Annotated in this window: 16 protein-coding genes; 12 read left to right on the top strand and 4 right to left on the bottom strand. The window is 66.2% G+C overall.

Annotation, left to right across the window (positions count from 1 at the left end; translation table 11 throughout):
- The first annotated feature begins 1 nt into the window (after nucleotide 1).
- From ccoS to C556_RS0110715, 7 genes are all read left to right on the top strand, one after another.
- Nucleotides 2-190: a cbb3-type cytochrome oxidase assembly protein CcoS gene (gene ccoS, locus C556_RS0110745; protein ID WP_018748259.1), complete on the top strand. Its 189-nt coding sequence runs from the start codon at nucleotides 2-4 to the stop codon at nucleotides 188-190.
- Nucleotides 191-437: 247 nt separating this feature from the next.
- Nucleotides 438-1,859 carry a cytochrome-c oxidase, cbb3-type subunit I gene (ccoN, locus tag C556_RS0110740; protein WP_018748258.1) on the top strand — a complete coding sequence of 474 codons (1,422 nt, stop codon included), beginning with the start codon at nucleotides 438-440 and terminating at the stop codon, nucleotides 1,857-1,859.
- 29 nt (nucleotides 1,860-1,888) lie between these two features.
- The gene (ccoO, locus tag C556_RS0110735; protein ID WP_018748257.1) at nucleotides 1,889-2,503 is read left to right on the top strand and encodes a cytochrome-c oxidase, cbb3-type subunit II; all 615 of its coding nucleotides are present in this window, start codon (nucleotides 1,889-1,891) and stop codon (nucleotides 2,501-2,503) included.
- A gap of 6 nt (nucleotides 2,504-2,509) precedes the next feature.
- The gene (locus tag C556_RS0110730; protein WP_018748256.1) at nucleotides 2,510-2,680 is read left to right on the top strand and encodes a CcoQ/FixQ family Cbb3-type cytochrome c oxidase assembly chaperone; all 171 of its coding nucleotides are present in this window, start codon (nucleotides 2,510-2,512) and stop codon (nucleotides 2,678-2,680) included.
- A gap of 20 nt (nucleotides 2,681-2,700) precedes the next feature.
- A complete protein-coding gene (gene ccoP / locus C556_RS0110725) occupies nucleotides 2,701-3,606 on the top strand; it encodes a cytochrome-c oxidase, cbb3-type subunit III (protein ID WP_018748255.1) in 906 nt (301 codons plus the stop codon).
- A 195-nt stretch (nucleotides 3,607-3,801) separates the two neighbouring features.
- Complete coding sequence (gene ccoG, locus C556_RS0110720) at nucleotides 3,802-5,244, top strand: cytochrome c oxidase accessory protein CcoG (RefSeq protein WP_018748254.1); 1,443 nt, start codon at nucleotides 3,802-3,804, stop codon at nucleotides 5,242-5,244.
- A gap of 93 nt (nucleotides 5,245-5,337) precedes the next feature.
- Nucleotides 5,338-5,841 carry a FixH family protein gene (locus tag C556_RS0110715; protein WP_018748253.1) on the top strand — a complete coding sequence of 168 codons (504 nt, stop codon included), beginning with the start codon at nucleotides 5,338-5,340 and terminating at the stop codon, nucleotides 5,839-5,841.
- Between the two features lie 68 nt (nucleotides 5,842-5,909).
- Here C556_RS0110715 and C556_RS20095 read toward each other — a convergent pair whose 3' ends face one another.
- A complete protein-coding gene (locus tag C556_RS20095; RefSeq protein WP_018748252.1) occupies nucleotides 5,910-6,857 on the bottom strand; it encodes a tRNA dihydrouridine synthase in 948 nt (315 codons plus the stop codon).
- A 204-nt stretch (nucleotides 6,858-7,061) separates the two neighbouring features.
- Here C556_RS20095 and C556_RS0110705 point away from each other — a divergent pair, with 204 nt between their 5' ends.
- From C556_RS0110705 to C556_RS0110685, 5 genes are all read left to right on the top strand, one after another.
- Nucleotides 7,062-7,646: a LexA family protein gene (locus C556_RS0110705; RefSeq protein WP_018748251.1), complete on the top strand. Its 585-nt coding sequence runs from the start codon at nucleotides 7,062-7,064 to the stop codon at nucleotides 7,644-7,646.
- Between the two features lie 182 nt (nucleotides 7,647-7,828).
- Nucleotides 7,829-8,656: an NADPH-dependent 7-cyano-7-deazaguanine reductase QueF gene (gene queF / locus C556_RS0110700; RefSeq protein ID WP_018748250.1), complete on the top strand. Its 828-nt coding sequence runs from the start codon at nucleotides 7,829-7,831 to the stop codon at nucleotides 8,654-8,656.
- Nucleotides 8,657-8,699: 43 nt separating this feature from the next.
- Nucleotides 8,700-9,050, top strand: a complete 351-nt coding sequence (locus tag C556_RS0110695) for a GFA family protein (protein ID WP_018748249.1) — start codon at nucleotides 8,700-8,702, stop codon at nucleotides 9,048-9,050.
- A 38-nt stretch (nucleotides 9,051-9,088) separates the two neighbouring features.
- Nucleotides 9,089-9,343 (top strand): YdeI/OmpD-associated family protein, encoded by a 255-nt coding sequence (locus C556_RS0110690; protein ID WP_018748248.1) that lies wholly within the window; start codon nucleotides 9,089-9,091, stop codon nucleotides 9,341-9,343.
- Nucleotides 9,340-10,374, top strand: a complete 1,035-nt coding sequence (locus C556_RS0110685) for a phytanoyl-CoA dioxygenase family protein (RefSeq protein WP_018748247.1) — start codon at nucleotides 9,340-9,342, stop codon at nucleotides 10,372-10,374. The genes C556_RS0110690 and C556_RS0110685 overlap by 4 nt, the downstream gene beginning before the upstream one ends.
- A gap of 10 nt (nucleotides 10,375-10,384) precedes the next feature.
- Here C556_RS0110685 and C556_RS0110680 read toward each other — a convergent pair whose 3' ends face one another.
- The 3 genes from C556_RS0110680 to C556_RS0110670 form a co-directional block, all read right to left on the bottom strand.
- Complete coding sequence (locus tag C556_RS0110680; protein ID WP_018748246.1) at nucleotides 10,385-11,536, bottom strand: MFS transporter; 1,152 nt, start codon at nucleotides 11,534-11,536, stop codon at nucleotides 10,385-10,387.
- A gap of 124 nt (nucleotides 11,537-11,660) precedes the next feature.
- On the bottom strand, nucleotides 11,661-12,212 hold the full coding sequence (locus tag C556_RS0110675; protein WP_018748245.1) for a cob(I)yrinic acid a,c-diamide adenosyltransferase: 552 nt from the start codon (nucleotides 12,210-12,212) through the stop codon (nucleotides 11,661-11,663).
- Between the two features lie 198 nt (nucleotides 12,213-12,410).
- On the bottom strand, nucleotides 12,411-12,809 hold the full coding sequence (locus tag C556_RS0110670; RefSeq protein ID WP_018748244.1) for a hypothetical protein: 399 nt from the start codon (nucleotides 12,807-12,809) through the stop codon (nucleotides 12,411-12,413).
- Nucleotide 12,810 lies beyond the last annotated feature (1 nt).

The following is a 12,810-nucleotide window of genomic DNA, read 5'->3' as shown; positions in this document are numbered from 1 at the left end:
GTTGGAAAGTCTTTACCTGCTGATTCCGCTGTCCGTGGTGCTCGCTTTCGGGATCGGCGCCCTGTTCTGGTGGGCGGTGAAAAGCGGTCAATTCGACGATATGGAAGGCCCCGGACATCGCATTTTGCATGACGACGACATGCCCGCGGAAGCCAATGAAAATAAGGCCGGAGACGAAAAAAACAACTGACCGAAAGACCCCTGTCGCGGTAAAATGCACCGTGATAACCGGGCCGTTTGATGCACATCAACTATTTTTTTGATGTGCATCAACCATGCTGCGAATGCCGCATGAAATAGTCCTCGGCCAACCTTGCAAGGTGTCTGGAGTTCATCCCCTTTTTTCGCATCCACCGATTCGCATCGGTCCGGTGCGCACCGTATCCGCAGCAATGAATTAGCAATTTCTGTTTTTGGAGATCCTCTCGGAGCGTTTCATGGAAAACCAAGCCACATACAATTACAAAGTGGTACGGCAGTTCGCCATCATGACGGTGGTGTGGGGCATAGTCGGCATGCTGGTCGGGGTGGTGATCGCCGCCCAGATGGTGTGGCCGCAGCTCAATGTCGGCCCGTACTTCCATTTCGGGCGCCTGCGCCCGCTGCACACCAACGCCGTCATCTTCGCCTTCGGCGGCTGCGGCCTGATGGCCACCTCGCTCTACGTGGTGCAGCGTACCTGTAACGTCCGTCTGATCTCCGACAAGCTGGCCGCCTTCGTGTTCTGGGGCTGGCAGGCCGTGATCGTGCTCGCCGCCATCACGCTGCCGCTGGGCATCACCAGCGGCAAGGAATATGCCGAGCTGGAATGGCCAATCGACCTGCTGATCACCGTGGTCTGGGTGGCTTACGCCGTGGTGTTCTTCGGCACCATCGCCATCCGCAAGGTGAAGCACATCTACGTGGCCAACTGGTTCTACGGCGCCTTCATCCTGGCCGTGGCGCTGCTGCACATCGTCAACAGCATGGAAATGCCGGTGTCGATGTGGAAGTCGTACTCCGCCTACGCCGGCGCCGTCGACGCGATGGTGCAATGGTGGTACGGCCACAACGCGGTGGGCTTCTTCCTGACCGCGGGCTTCCTGGGGATGATGTACTACTTCGTGCCCAAGCAGGCCGGCCGCCCGGTCTACTCGTATCGCCTGTCGGTGGTGCACTTCTGGGCGCTGATCTTCACCTACATGTGGGCCGGCCCCCACCACCTGCACTACACCGCCCTGCCGGACTGGACCCAGTCGCTGGGCATGGTGTTCTCGCTGATCCTGCTGGCGCCGTCCTGGGGCGGCATGATCAACGGCATCATGACCCTGTCGGGCGCCTGGCATAAGCTGCGCACCGACCCGATCCTGAAGTTCCTGGTGACCGCGCTGTCGTTCTACGGCATGTCCACCTTCGAAGGCCCGATGATGTCGATCAAGACGGTGAACGCGCTGTCGCACTTCACCGACTGGACCATCGGCCACGTGCACTCCGGCGCGCTGGGCTGGGTGGCGATGATCACCATCGGCTCGGTCTACTACCTGGTGCCGCGCCTGTTCAATCGCGAAGAAATGTATTCGATGAAGCTGGTGGAAACCCACTTCTGGATCGCGACGCTGGGCACCGTGCTCTATATCGCCTCCATGTGGATCGCCGGCGTGACCCAGGGCCTGATGTGGCGCGCGGTCAACCCGGACGGCACCCTGACCTACGCCTTCATCGACGCGGTCAAGGCCAGCCACCCGTACTTCTTCATCCGTTTCCTCGGCGGCTTCATGTTCCTTTCGGGCATGGTGCTGATGCTCTACAACGTGATCCGCACCGCCGTCGCCGGCCGTCCGGTGAACGCCGAGATCCCGGCCGTGGTCGCCCACGCCTGATGCCCAGGAACCATTAGAAGACACAAAAAATGAATCGAGCTCAGAAACTGATCGAAGAAAAAGTGGGCTGGCTGATCGTGCTCACGATGCTGGTCATCAGCGTGGCGATGCTGGTCGAGATCCTGCCGCTGATGTTCATGAAGAGCACCACCCAGCCCATCGCCGGGGTGAAGCCCTACACCGCCCTGCAACTGGCCGGGCGCGACATCTACATCCGGGAAGGCTGTTACAACTGCCACTCGCAGATGATCCGTCCGTTCCGCGCGGAAACCGAGCGCTATGGTCACTTCTCGGTGGCCGGCGAATCGGTGTACGACCATCCGTTCCAGTGGGGTTCCAAGCGTACCGGTCCCGACCTCGCCCGCGTGGGAGGCCGCTACTCGGACGAATGGCATCGCGCCCACTTGATCCGCCCGCAGGACGTGGTGCCCGAATCCATCATGCCTCCGTTCCCCTGGCTGGCCTCCAGCAAGGTCGACGCCGAATCGCTGCCCGCCAAGATGACCGCGCTGCGTCGCCTGGGCGTGCCGTATACCGACGCCGAGATCGCCGATTCGGTGAAGGCGGTGGAAGGCAAGACCGAGATGGACGCGATCATCGCCTACCTGCAAGGCCTTGGTCTGGCGCTGAAAAACAAAAGGTAAACGGACATGGACGCACAAACCCTGGTCCGGGTGATCGTCACCGTACTGGCCTTCGTCTGCTTCGTCGGCATCTGCCTGTGGGCCTACAGCGGCCGCGCACGCAAGGGCATGGACGAAGCGGCACAACTGCCGTTCCTCGACGACGACAAGCCCGGCCCGGGCGACAAGCAGTCCTGATCCTGCGGAGCTGAGTACAAATGAAGGATTTCAATAGCGATTTCTGGGGCATCTACATCGCCGTCATCGTGATCGTGTCGATGATCTGGCTGGGCTACCTGGTGGTCAGCCAGAGCAAGGTGAAGCTCAAGAAGGGCGAGAAGGCGGAAGTCACCGGCCACAAGTGGGACGGCGACCTCGAGGAATACAGCAACCCCCTGCCCGGCTGGTGGGTGGTGCTGTTCTACGCCACCATCGTGTTCGCCGTCGGCTACCTGGTCGCCTATCCCGGCCTGGTGGCGTTCGGCAACGTGTGGAACTGGTCGTCCACCGGCCAGCACGCGCAGGAAGTGAAGAAGGCCGACGAGAAGTACGGCCCGATGTTCGCCAAGTTCCAGGCCATGCCCATCGAGCAGGTGGCGCAGAACCCCGAAGCGCGCGACATCGGCAAGCGCCTGTTCTACACCTACTGCATCCAGTGCCACGGGTCGGATGCCCGCGGCGCCAAGGGCTTCCCCAACCTGACCGACAACGACTGGCTGTACGGCGGCGACCCCGCCAAGGTGGTCGAGACCATCAACAACGGTCGTCACGGCCAGATGCCCGCCTTCGGCGCGGCGTTCGGCGAGGAAAAGGTGCGCGACGTCGCCAACTACGTGCTGAAGATCGCCGGCAAGCCCAACAACGAAATGCGTGCCGAGCGCGGCGCCGAAACCTTCAAGCAGGTGTGCGCGGCCTGTCACACGGCCGAGGGCAAGGGCAACCAGAGCCTGGGCGCGCCCAACCTCACCGACAACATCTGGCTGTACGGCGGCTCGGAAGCCACCATCGTCGAGACCATCACCAACGGTCGCGACAACGTGATGCCGGCCTGGCAGGCGTTCCTCGGCGATGCCAAGGTGCATCTGCTGGCGGCCTACGTCTACGGCCTGTCGCACGACAAGTAACCAGCGGTCGCCCGGGCGACGCAACGGGCGGGTCATCCCCGCCCGTTGTCGCTTGGGCCGCCAGAAATGTTTTCAGCGGCGGCGCGGCCATCCCGGCCCGCCCTCCGGTCGCGGCGCATGTCGCGACGCCGAGAAACTTGGTGCAAGCGCGTCGCTACCCCGGCACGTTTGCATCAACCTTCTGCGAGCCACGCCATGAGCAAGAAACTGCAGGACATCCCGGTCAGCGTCATCCAGGAAAAGGACGACGGCGAATACGAAGAGATCCACCTCTACGCCAAGCACAAGAAGATCTATCCGCGCTGGATCAACGGCTTCTGGAACAAGTGGCGCATCTTCTTCGTCTTTGCCACCCAGCTCTTCTTCTACGGCATGCCGTGGCTGACCATCAACGACCGGCAGGCGTTGCTGTTCGACCTCGCCACCCGCAAGTTCTACATCCTCGGCCTGGTGTTCCTGCCGCAGGATTTCATCTACCTCACCGCCCTGCTCATCACCTGTGCCTTCGGCCTGTTCGCCTGGACCACCATCGGCGGGCGGCTGTGGTGCGGCTACGCCTGTCCGCAGACGGTCTACACGGAGATCTTCCTGTGGATCGAAAAGTGGGTCGAGGGCGACCGCATGCAGCGCATCAAGCTCGACAGCGGTCCGACCGACGCCCGCAAGATCCGCCTCAAGGCGACCAAGCACCTGATCTGGATCGTGTTCGCGCTGTGGACCGGCTTCACCTTCGTCGGTTACTTCACGCCGATCCGTGAGCTGGGCAGCGCGGTGCTCAGCCTGGGCGTCGGCCCGTGGGAAACCTTCTGGATCCTGTTCTACGGCTTTGCCACCTATGGCAACGCCGGCTGGATGCGCGAGCAGGTCTGCAAGTACATGTGCCCGTATGCCCGCTTCCAGAGCGTGATGTTCGACGCCGACACCCTGATCGTCAGCTACGACACCGAGCGCGGCGAAGCGCGCGGCCATCGCAAGAAGGGCTCGGACTACCGCGCCGCCGGCCTGGGCGACTGCATCGACTGCAAGATGTGCGTCCAGGTGTGCCCGGTGGGCATCGATATCCGCGACGGCCTGCAATACGAGTGCATCGGCTGTACCGCCTGTATCGACGCCTGTGACGAGGTCATGGACAAGATGCAGTACCCGCGCGGCCTGATCCGCTACACCACGCAGAACGCGCTGGAGCACAAGTATCCCGAATCGGCGTTCTGGTCGCGCCTGAAGCGCCCGCGCGTGCTGGTCTACGCCGTGCTGTTGACCATCGTGATCAGCGTCACCGCCGTCTCGCTGGCGCTGCGCCAGCCGGTGAAGGTGAACATCTCGCGCGACCGCGTGGCGCTGGTGCGCGAGACCGACGACGGCTGGCTGGAGAACAGCTACATCGTGCAGATCGAAAATGCCGATGAAAACAGCCACGTCTACACCATCGAGCCCAAGGGCCTGACCGGCATCCGTGCCGTGGTGCAGGGCGGCAACCGCATCGAGGTCGCCTCCACCGGCATCGCCGAAGTCGGCGTGCGCCTGCAAGTGCCGAGCAGCGACGCGCCCAAGGGCACGCACGAGGTGAAGCTCGTCGTCCAGGCCACCGACAAGCCGGGCATCCGCAGCGAAGAGGTGGTCACCTTTATCAACCGCTGATCACAGCGCGGCGCCGCGCCGGAACTACCGGCCGCGGCGCCGTTCCATCACTGGATTCGAAGGCCGCGCCGACGGCCATTACACGGATACATCATGTCAGCCACCCTGCATTCGCCCCAACCCTGGTACAAATCCCCCTGGCCCTGGTTCCTGATGAGCATCCCCGCGCTGGCCGTCGTCGGCGGCATCGCCATGGTGGTGCTCGCGATCACCAGCAACGACGGCCTCGTCACCGACGACTACTACAAGGAAGGCCAGGCCATCAACGAGGAACTCGGCCGCGACCAGGCCGCCGCCGCGCTCGGCCTGAACGCCCAGGCGATGCTGGCCGACGACCGCCGCAGCATCCGCATCCTGTTCGACAAGCCGGTCACGGGCCCGCTCACCCTGAAGATCCTGCACCCCACCCGCGAAGGGCTGGACCAGAGCGTCACCTTGCAGCAGCAAGGGCCACAGTTGTTCGCCGCCGTGCTATCCCAGCCGCTGTCGCAGCCACGCTGGAACGTCGAATTGGCCGACGCCGGCCACGCCTGGCGCCTGACCGGCATCTGGAAGCTGGATTCGCCCAGCCCGCTGCAACTGACGCCGGAACGCTGAGCGCGGCCACGCTGCATCGGATCGCGACGATCACAAAAAAGGCCGGTTTTCGAACCGGCCTTTTTTCGTCAAACCACCCGCTCCGCCTCGTCGGCCGCCCGCGGCGCCGGCAACTGGCCGAACACCAACCGCTCCACCTCGCGCGGGTCGGTCACCGTGCGGATGCGCTGGAACAGCTCGTCCGCCTGCGGATGGATGCGCCGCAGATACGCCAGCCATTGCTTGAGCCGGCCCGGCTGGTACTTGGGCAACGTGGCCAGCTGCACCTTGTCCCAGAACGGCCGCAGCAACGGTTCGATCTCCGCCCAGCCGGCGCGCTCGCCGCGCTTGACCGACCGGGCCAGCCCCGGATCGGCCACCATGCCCCGCCCCAGCATCACGTCGTCGCAGCCGGAAACCGCGCGGCAACGCGCGAAATCGTCCGGCGTCCACACCTCGCCGTTGGCGATCACCGGAATCGCCAGCGCCTCGCGGATCGCCGGCAGTTCCTCCCAGAACGCGGGCGGGCGATAGCCCTCGGTCTTGGTGCGCGCATGCACCACCAGCTCCTGCGCGCCGCCCGCGGCAATGGCGTGCGCGCATTCCAGCTTGCGGGATTTATCCTCGTAGCCCAGGCGCATCTTGGCGGTGACCAGCATCGACGACGGCACCGCGCGGCGTACCGCGGCGACGATCTCGTGCAGCAGCTCCGGCTCGGTCAGCAGCACCGCGCCGCCGCGATGGCGGTTCACCGTCTTGGCCGGGCAGCCGAAGTTGAGGTCGATGCCCGCCGGGTTCATCGCCGCCAGCTTGGCGGCGTTCTCGGCCATGCAGACGGGATCGGAGCCCAGCAGTTGCACCCGCACCGGCACCCCCGCCGGCGTCCTGCTGCCGCTGAGCAGCTCCGGCGCGATGCGCTGGAAGAAGCGGTTGGGCAGCAGCGTGCCGGACACCCGCACGAACTCGGTGACGCAGATATCCACCCCGCCCAGACGGGTGAGCATGTCGCGCAGGATATGGTCGAGCAGCCCCTCCATCGGGGCGAGGTAGATCCGCAATCTGTTCAATCCAAAAGCAAAACGCGGATTCTACGCCATCCGCGCCGGCCCCGCGTTGACAGCAGAACATTCGTTCGATTAACCTCGCCGCAAAGCAGAACGTTTGTTCGACTGGCCATCGCCCCTGCCGCTGCGAGCACCCCATCCAGACGGGCAGGTGCGATCCCCACACCGGAGCGACACATGGGCAATCCGAACCGAGACCACGAGTACCTGGGCAAGCTCCAGGACTACTACGCCGACTATCGCAGCCTGCCTTCCTACGCCGTGATCGGCGAGATGCTGGGCATGGCGTCCAAGTCGGCGGTATCGGCGCTGGTCAAGCGCCTGACCCTGGCCGGCTACGTGGAGACCACGCCCGACCGGCGCCTGGCCCCGACCAAGCGCTTCTTCGAGCGCGACCTGGCCGACTTCAACGTGCCGGCCGGCCTGCCCGCCGCCGCCAACGACGCCATGAGCGAAGCGCTTACCGTCGACGAATACCTGATCCCGCGCCCCAGCAGCAGCATGCTGATCAAGGTGCGCGGCGATTCGATGATGGATGCCGGCATCTACGACGGCGACCTGGCGGTGGTGGAAAAACGCCACGGCGCCAATGTGGGCGACATCGTCGTCGCCATCGTCGACGGCGAATACACGCTGAAGGAACTGGCACGCGACAAGCAGGGCTACCTGCTGCTGCCGCACAACCCCGCGTTCGAACCAATCCGCCCGCAGGAAGGGCTGGAGATTTTCGGCGTGATGGTCGGGCTGGTGCGCAAGTACTGAGCGTATCCCCACATGGCCGTTGGCGCGACGCTTCCGGCCCTGCGCCAACAGCTTGAGCGGGCGGGCCTCCGCCGCCCGATCGACGGCGGCGCGCTACGGCGGTTTCGATGCCACGGCACGCCACAACCGCCACTTGCCGCACGCTAAACTCACATCTCTTCGACGATCTGCAAAGGAACTCCATGAGCGACGCCCAGCATTCGCCGCTAGGCAAGGCCGTCAGCTACCAGACGCACTACGACCCGACGCTGCTGTTCCCCATTCCGCGCCAGGGCAAGCGCGACGAAATCGGCGTCACCGGCGCGTTGCCGTTCATGGGCGTGGATATCTGGAACGGCTACGAGCTGTCGTGGCTGAACGCGCGCGGCAAACCGCAGGTGGCCACCGCCGTGTTCCACATCCCCGCGGACAGCCCCAACATCGTCGAATCCAAGTCGTTCAAGCTTTACCTCAACAGCTTCAACCAGACCCGGCTGGACAGCCCCGAAGTGCTGACCGCGCGGCTGCGCGACGACCTGTCGCAAGCGGCCGGCGCGCCGGTGCAGGTGGAGCTGACGCTGCCGGAACAGTTCGCCGGGCTGCGCTTCGCCGAGCTGGACGGCTACTGCATCGACAACCTCGATATCGAGATCGACCAGTACAGCCCGCTGCCGGGCCTGCTCCATTGCGACGAGGCCCCGTCGCCGGTGGATGAAACGCTGGTGTCCAACCTGCTCAAGTCCAATTGCCTGGTCACCGGCCAGCCCGACTGGGCCAGCGTGCAGATCCGCTACGTCGGCGCGCCGATCAACCGCGAGGCGCTGCTGCGCTACCTGATCTCGTTCCGCGAGCACAACGAATTCCACGAGCAATGCGTGGAGCGCATCTTCATGGACATCCTGCGCGCCTGCAAACCGATGAAGCTCGCCGTCTACGCCCGTTACACCCGGCGCGGCGGGCTCGACATCAACCCCTACCGCAGCAACTTCAGCGGCCCGCCACCCGCCAATCGCCGCACCGCGCGGCAGTAGGCACCATCGGCCGCCTTTTCCCACGTCTCCAGCGAGGTCCCCCATGCTCTACCACGGAAGCTGTCATTGCGGTCGCATCGCCTACGAAGTGGAAAGCGAGCCGGTCACCCGGGTGATCGAGTGCAATTGCTCGATCTGCCAGCGGCGCGGCCACCTGCTGTTCTTCGTGCCGCGCGCCAACCTGCGCCTGTCCACACCCGAGCAGGACATCACCACCTACACCTTCAACGCCGAGCGCATCCGCCACCAGTTCTGCCCGGTATGCGGCTGCGGCACCTTCGGCATCGGCACCGATCCGCACGGCAACGAGATCGCCGCCATCAACGCCCGCTGCCTGGAGGATATCGATCTCGCGGCACTGGAGCGCCAGCCGTACGACGGCCGCAGTATCTGAGAACCCACCCGACACGCGCCCGATCCCGCCGAGGCAGCATGACCCAGACCGACTCCACCCTGAAACGCCCGCTTCAACCGATGCCCGACGCCATCCGCCAGGCATTGATCGAGCGGGGCCTGCTCGCCGCGTATGAGGCACGGCCGGCCTACCAGCGCAACGACTACCTGGCCTGGATCGGCCGTGCCAAACAGGACGTCACCCGGGACAAGCGGGTGCGGCAGATGCTGGACGAACTGGTGCAAGGCGATGTCTACATGAAGATGGACTGGCCGCCAGGGCGCAAATCGTGAACGACACCGCGGCCCCCCTGCCGGATCGGGCCGAGATCGGTGCGCTCGGTGTCTGCCAGCTCAAGCGGTTGTGGGCGCGCCTGAGCGCGTTGCATCGCGGCAAGGTGTGGCCGGTCGACGCCGAGGAAGGCCAGCTGGATCGCTTGGCGCTGCATGGCGTCGGGATCGGGCTGGAGCAGGCGCTCGGCCACCTCGGGCGGCAGACGCCCGATTTCGCCGCGTTCGAGCGCTGGATCGCCGACACCGCCGGCCCACTCGATCCCGCCCGGGTGGCGCGGTTGAACGCCGCCCTGCTCGGCCAGCCAGCCCCGCGTGAGGACTGGCTGACGCGGATCGACGAGGCCGCGCCGGTGCTGGACGCCGCCGCGCTGGCGCACTGGGCGGAGCACGGCTACGTCGTGCTGCGCGACGCCATTCCGCCCGAACTGGCCGCCACCGCGGCCGCGGCGGTATTCGCCCACCTGCAGGCCGATCCGGCGCAGCCCGATTCGTGGTACGGCGGCGGCGGTGCGCGTCAGGGCATCATGGTGCAGTTGTTCCAGCACCCGGCGCTGGCGGCCATCCGCCGCTCGCCGCGCATTCACAAGGCATTCGCCCAATTGTGGGGCAGCGCCGACCTCTGGCCCAGCACCGACCGGGTCGGCTTCAATCCGCCGCAACGGCCGGCCCATCCGTTCCAGGGGCCGCATTTGCATTGGGATGTCAGCCTGACCCAGCCGATCCCGTTCGCCACCCAGGGCCTGATCTACCTGACCGACACCCTGCCGGAACAAGGCGCGCTGACGCTGGTGCCGGGATTCCAGCACAGGGTTGCGGACTGGCTGGCCGGCCTGCCGCCCGATGCCGATCCGCGCACGCAGGATCTCGACGCGCTCGGCGCGATCCCCATCGGCGGCAAGGCGGGCGACATGGTGATCTGGCAGCAGGCGTTGCCGCACGGTAGCCGCCCCAACCTGGCGACGCAGCCGCGCGTGGTGCATTACCTCAATTGGTATCCCGCGCGTATTGCGCAGCACGAAACCTGGCGCTGAGCGCTCCGGCTCAGCGCGGCTCGACCCGGCGCAGCTGGCGCGGCCCGGCCACGGCGATCAGCGCCACGCTGGCCGCCACCAGCGCCAGCCCGACGCGCAGGTTGGTGGCATGCGTCAGCGCGCCGATCAGCACCGGCCCCAGCAGCATGCCGACATAGGCCAGCCGCGCCACGCTGGCGATGCCCTCGGCCGGTGTCACGCCTTCCAGACGCGAGGCGCCGACGAAGAAGATCGGCACCAGATTGGCCGCGCCCAAACCCATCAGGGCGAAGCCCAGCAGCGCCGGCCCGGTGTCCGGCCACAGCAACGCCAGCAGGATGCCGAAGCAGCCGGTCCAGCCCGACCATCCCAGCAGCCGGACCGCGCCCAGGCGCGCGCGCAGCCAGTCGCCGCCGAAACGCCCGCCCGCCATGCCGGCCGAGAACGCCGCGTAGCCCCAGCCCACCCAGTACGGTGTCGCGCCGACCACTTCCTTCATGTAGACCGCGCTCCAGTCGTACATCGCGCCCTCGCCCACCAGGCCGAAGAACGCCAGCACGCCCAGGATCAACAACAGTCGGTTGGCCTGGCGATGCTGGCCGGCGCCGGCCGGCGTCGGCGGGTGGTCGGCCAGCAGCACGCGCGACGAGCCCAGCGCCACCAGTGCCGTGATCATGGCCATGCCGATGCAATGCGCCAGCGGCGGCACGCCGGCCGCGATCAGCGCGCCGCCCACCGCGGCGCCGATCATCCCGCCCAGGCTGAACATGCCGTGCAGCCCGCTCATGATCGGCTTGCCGTAATGCGCTTCCACCGTCGCCGCCTGGGCATTCATCGCGACGTCGTAGGCGGCGTTGGCCGCGCCGAACAAGGCCAGCAGCGGCAGCAGGGTCCAGAAATCGGGCATCGCCATCAGCAGCGCGGTGGTCAGCGCGAACGCCAGCGCGCCCAATACCGAAGCGCGCCCGCTGCCGGTACGCGCCACCCAGGCGCCCAGCGATTTCATCGCCAGGATGGCGCCGCCAGCCACGGCGAACATCGCCAGCGACAACTCGGCGTCGGACAACGCGAAGCGCGCCTTGATGGTGGGAATGTGCACGCCCCAGGTGGCATAGCTGGCGCCGCTGGCGAAGAACAGCAGCATGGTGGCGACACGGGCACGCGGCAGGTGGGAAGTGGTCATGCGGGGAAGTCTGGGCAAAGACGCAGGATGACGATTCGACGACCGGCGCGCCAGTCGCGGCGCCGGGCAGCGCAAGGCCGGCAAAGCCCCCGCCCGTCGCCGCGCAAGGCGATGCGCGCCGCGCTCAGGCGTTCAGCCCGGGGCGCCACAACACATCCGGCACGCCGGCGTGGCCGTTGGCCACCCGCGCCAGGATGAACAGCAGGTCGGACAAGCGATTGAGATAACGCGCGCCGGTAAGCGGCAACGCTTCGACCCGGCCGAGCGCCACCAGACTGCGTTCGGCGCGGCGGCAGACGCAACGCGCCAAGTGCAGTTGCGCGGCGGCACGGCTGCCGCCGGGCAGGATGAATTCCTTGAGCGGCGGCAGCGCGGCGTTGAACGCGGCCACCTCGGTCTCCAGTCGCGCCAGCTGAGCCTCGGTCAGCGCTTCGCGGCCAGGGATGGCCAGCTCGCCGCCCAGGTCGAACAGGTCGTTCTGCACCCGCGCCAAGCTGTCGCGCAGCGCCGGCGGCACGTCTTCGGCCAGCACCGCGCCCAGTTGCGAGTTGAGTTCGTCCACTTCGCCCAGCGCGTCGATGCGCGGGTGCTCCTTGCCGACGCGGCTGCCGTCGCCCAGGCCGGTGCTGCCGTCGTCGCCGGTGCGGGTGGTGATCTTGCTGAGTCGATGTCCCATGGTGCTCCTCGTGGTGGCGCTCAGGCGGGGCAACCGCCGGGCTTGACGTAGAGCGGCCAACAAAACCCTCCTGGCTGCGTCGCGCCTATTTGCCGTACGCCTTGTACTGTGTGCGACCGAAGGAAGTCCGGTTTACCGCCTCTCAGGACGTTTCGCGCTTCCTGCCAGGACCGCTACGTCGGGTTTTGCTGGCCGCGCTTATTCGGGTTGGGTCTGGCTGCGGTAGGTGGCGCCGGTGGGGTTCCAGAAGCCGAAGCGGCCATTGCGCGCCGGCTCGAAGTTTCCGCCCAGCTGCGCCACCAGCCGGGCGATGCCGGCCGCATCGTCCACGCCGGTCAGGTCGAAGACGTGCATCTCGCCCAGCACGTCGGCGTAGTGTTTCTCGGTGTTCTGCCGGGCCACGTCCTCGGCCAGCGCCTGCGGCACCTGGTGCACGTGGATGTCCTGGTCCACGGCGTAGGTACGCACGCGCCAGGCTTCGTCGTCGGCCAGCCACCACTGCACGGTGTCGAAGTCGTCGCCCTCGGCTTCGTACTCGACGTTCTCGGCGTAGCTGCTGCTGACGGTCAGGCGGAAAACCAGCAAACGGATGCTCATG

This window comes from Chitiniphilus shinanonensis DSM 23277 (assembly GCF_000374805.1).
In the GTDB taxonomy this organism is placed as follows: domain Bacteria; phylum Pseudomonadota; class Gammaproteobacteria; order Burkholderiales; family Chitinibacteraceae; genus Chitiniphilus; species Chitiniphilus shinanonensis.
Note: the sequence above shows the minus strand (reverse complement) of the source record. Positions and strands in the feature narration are given on the sequence as shown.

Excerpts from the sequence above, each read along its gene's own strand:
- ccoN (WP_018748258.1), top strand. The coding sequence starts at position 438 with ATGGAAAACCAAGCCACATACAATTACAAAGTGGTACGGCAGTTCGCC.
- ccoO (WP_018748257.1), top strand. The coding sequence starts at position 1,889 with ATGAATCGAGCTCAGAAACTGATCGAAGAAAAAGTGGGCTGGCTGATC.
- C556_RS0110730 (WP_018748256.1), top strand. The coding sequence starts at position 2,510 with ATGGACGCACAAACCCTGGTCCGGGTGATCGTCACCGTACTGGCCTTC.
- ccoP (WP_018748255.1), top strand. The coding sequence starts at position 2,701 with ATGAAGGATTTCAATAGCGATTTCTGGGGCATCTACATCGCCGTCATC.
- ccoG (WP_018748254.1), top strand. The coding sequence starts at position 3,802 with ATGAGCAAGAAACTGCAGGACATCCCGGTCAGCGTCATCCAGGAAAAG.
- C556_RS0110715 (WP_018748253.1), top strand. The coding sequence starts at position 5,338 with ATGTCAGCCACCCTGCATTCGCCCCAACCCTGGTACAAATCCCCCTGG.
- C556_RS20095 (WP_018748252.1), bottom strand. The coding sequence starts at position 6,857 with ATGGAGGGGCTGCTCGACCATATCCTGCGCGACATGCTCACCCGTCTG.
- C556_RS0110705 (WP_018748251.1), top strand. The coding sequence starts at position 7,062 with ATGGGCAATCCGAACCGAGACCACGAGTACCTGGGCAAGCTCCAGGAC.
- queF (WP_018748250.1), top strand. The coding sequence starts at position 7,829 with ATGAGCGACGCCCAGCATTCGCCGCTAGGCAAGGCCGTCAGCTACCAG.
- C556_RS0110695 (WP_018748249.1), top strand. The coding sequence starts at position 8,700 with ATGCTCTACCACGGAAGCTGTCATTGCGGTCGCATCGCCTACGAAGTG.
- C556_RS0110690 (WP_018748248.1), top strand. The coding sequence starts at position 9,089 with ATGACCCAGACCGACTCCACCCTGAAACGCCCGCTTCAACCGATGCCC.
- C556_RS0110680 (WP_018748246.1), bottom strand. The coding sequence starts at position 11,536 with ATGACCACTTCCCACCTGCCGCGTGCCCGTGTCGCCACCATGCTGCTG.
- C556_RS0110675 (WP_018748245.1), bottom strand. The coding sequence starts at position 12,212 with ATGGGACATCGACTCAGCAAGATCACCACCCGCACCGGCGACGACGGC.
- C556_RS0110670 (WP_018748244.1), bottom strand. The coding sequence starts at position 12,809 with ATGAGCATCCGTTTGCTGGTTTTCCGCCTGACCGTCAGCAGCAGCTAC.